This window comes from Mesorhizobium sp. WSM4815, from assembly GCF_055811575.1.
This window is the reverse complement of sequence record NZ_JBVVQS010000053.1, coordinates 261-2,794: the sequence shown is the minus strand read 5'-3', so window position 1 is coordinate 2,794 and position 2,534 is coordinate 261. Positions and strand designations below refer to the sequence as shown.

At 62.5% G+C, this 2,534-nt stretch carries 2 protein-coding genes and 1 pseudogene; 2 read left to right on the top strand and 1 reads right to left on the bottom strand.

Annotated features, from left to right (window positions below):
• Positions 1-384: 384 nt before the first annotated feature.
• Complete coding sequence (locus AC0L2B_RS00265) at positions 385-1,266, bottom strand: AraC family transcriptional regulator (protein WP_287222778.1); 882 nt, start codon at positions 1,264-1,266, stop codon at positions 385-387.
• A 201-nt stretch (positions 1,267-1,467) separates the two neighbouring features.
• Here AC0L2B_RS00265 and AC0L2B_RS00260 point away from each other — a divergent pair, with 201 nt between their 5' ends.
• Positions 1,468-2,223 carry an SDR family NAD(P)-dependent oxidoreductase gene (locus AC0L2B_RS00260; protein WP_473743645.1) on the top strand — a complete coding sequence of 252 codons (756 nt, stop codon included), beginning with the start codon at positions 1,468-1,470 and terminating at the stop codon, positions 2,221-2,223.
• A 108-nt stretch (positions 2,224-2,331) separates the two neighbouring features.
• Positions 2,332-2,534 (top strand): annotated as a pseudogene (locus AC0L2B_RS00255) (hypothetical protein); the annotation flags it as partial.

Below are 2,534 nucleotides of genomic sequence, written 5' to 3'. Positions count from 1 at the left end.
CCAGGCTTCGCGAGCTATGCCGAGCCACCACCGCGCGATGGCCGCGTCTATAAGACCTTTTGTGGGACCTGAACCTGAGGTTCGTTGCGAAGAGATGCGTTGGATGACGAAAAAGAGCGCTCGATCGCGCGAGCGACGTTCCGGCTAGCATTCCAAGCTTTGCGCTCCGGCATCGCAGGATCGTGCTGGAAATGTCCATCGTGCTTCTCCTTCGGCGCACCATTGGCCGGAAGGGAAGCGAAAGGGGACTAGTCGGCAGCGGGGCCGACTGCGGACTGTCAGTTTCCGGCCATCGAGGTGCAGAAGCGGACGTACGCAGCGCTCAAAGGGTGGTCTGGATGTGACCCACAGCGGACGCTCGCTTTCTTCTGAAGCAGAGTCAGACTACGCAGCCATCTGTGCCCGCCGTATGTCGCGGGCCGGTGGTTTGCCGAACAGACGGCCATATTCGCGGGTGAACTGAGGCACGCTCTCATAGCCCACCGCGTATGCCGCCGAACGCACGCTCGTGCCATCGGCCAGCATCTGGCGCCGAGCCTCGATCAGGCGCAACTGCTTCTGAAATTGCAAGGGAGACAGCGTGGTGGTCTGGCGGAAATGCTGGTGGAAGGACGAGGTGCTCATCCCCGCGGCCTCGGCCAGTTCCTCGATGCGGATCGGCCGTGCATAGCTTTCGCGGATCATGGCGACCGCACGGGCGATGCGTTGTGCATGGCCATCGGCCCCGCCGAGGCTGCGGAGGGCCGATCCGTGCCGTCCCGCCAGAAGCCAGAAATGAATCTCGCGCAGCAACGGCCCTTGTAGGACCGGGAGGGCAAAGGGACGGTCCAGAAGCCGCATCAGACGCAGCGCCACATCGGCGACATCTGCGTCGGTCGGCTCCACTCGGACAGGCTTGCGCGGATCGCCCGGTACCGCCGCTATCTCCACCGCGAGTTCCCGCATAAGGACGGGGTCGAGTTCCAGCACCAGCGAATAGTAGGGCGCGCCGAGGGTTGCCTGCGTGATCTGGCTGACCGTGGGCACATCGGCCGAGATCAGCAGCGAGTCGCCCGGACCGAATTCCAATGTCTCGGCCCCTATCGTGACCCGCTTGGCACCTTGTAACAGCATGGCCACCAGCGGCCGATTGACAGCCACCTGCAATTCGCCGGGCTGCGTGGCGCGGATCGCGGTCAGGCCGGGAATAGGCGTCGACGCTGCCCCGAAACGGTCGGCATGAGTGTCGGCAAAGCTGCGCACGAGGTCGAGAAGCGTTCGGCTCATATGAGCAAGATGAAGGGTGGTGGCGCTTCAGGCAAGACCTGAAGAAGGATCAAGCAAGAAATCAGAACACTCTGGCAAATCCTGTGTGGCAGGCCGATCCAGATTTGCAGGAACAGGCAAGACCACGCGAGGAATCGGCAACAACTGGAGACGCTCTTGCCGCATGTTGTTCCCATCACTTCGGATGAAAGGACTTCCCGCATGACCAAGATCGCACTCGTCACCGGCGCCAACCGCGGCCTCGGCCGCAACATCGCTGTCAGCATCGCGCGGCATGGTCGCGACGTGATCGTCACCTATCGCGGCAACGCATCTCAGGCCAGCGAGGTTGTGGCCGAGATCGAAGCCCTGGGCCGTAAGGCGGTTGCTCTGCAGCTCGATCTCGGCGTGGTCGCGAGCTTCGCGGCCTTTGCCGAGACCCTGCGCGCGGCGCTGAAAGAGACCTGGGGCCGCGACAGCTTCGATTACCTGATCAACAATGCCGGCCACGGCGAATTCGCCATGATCGGCGATACGACCGAGGCGCAGTTCGACGGTCTGTTCGACGTCCATGTGAAGGGCATCTTCTTCCTCGTGCAGGCGCTTCTGCCGCTCATCGCAGATGGCGGGCGGACCGTGAACTTTTCTTCGGGCCTGACCCGCGTGTCCTATCCGGGCTTCTCGGCCTATGCGGCCGCCAAGGGGGCGGTCGAAATCTTGACCGTCTATATGGCGAAAGAGTTGGGTGCACGCGGGATCACAGTGAACACGGTCGCGCCCGGAGCGATCGAGACTGATTTCGGTGGCGGGCTGGTGCGCGACAATGCCGAAGTCAACGCGCAATTCGCAGGGATGACCGCGCTTGGCCGCGTAGGGCTGCCCGACGACATCGGGCCAATGGTGGCAAGCCTTCTGGGCGAGGATAACCGTTGGGTTACGGCACAGCGGATCGAGGTTTCGGGTGGTCAGGCGATCTGATCAGTCGGACCCCGACAACTGAAGCGCGCGGCTGTATGGCCGCGCGCATTGTCATTCCGCCGTCCGGAAAAGCCTCCTTTGGCCGTCGACTGAAGCTGAACGGCCGGAATGTCCGCAAGCACGATTTCCAGGATAGTCTCCGGCAACGTCTGCTATTGGGCAACAGTAGAGATCACCTCAACGGCCGACATGGCCCCATTCCGGTCATCGTGCATACCGGGCTCAATGACCGCAGCGGCCGCCAAGGGGGCGGTCGAAATCTTGACCGTCTATATGGCGAAAGAGTTGGGTGCACGCGGGATCACAGTGAA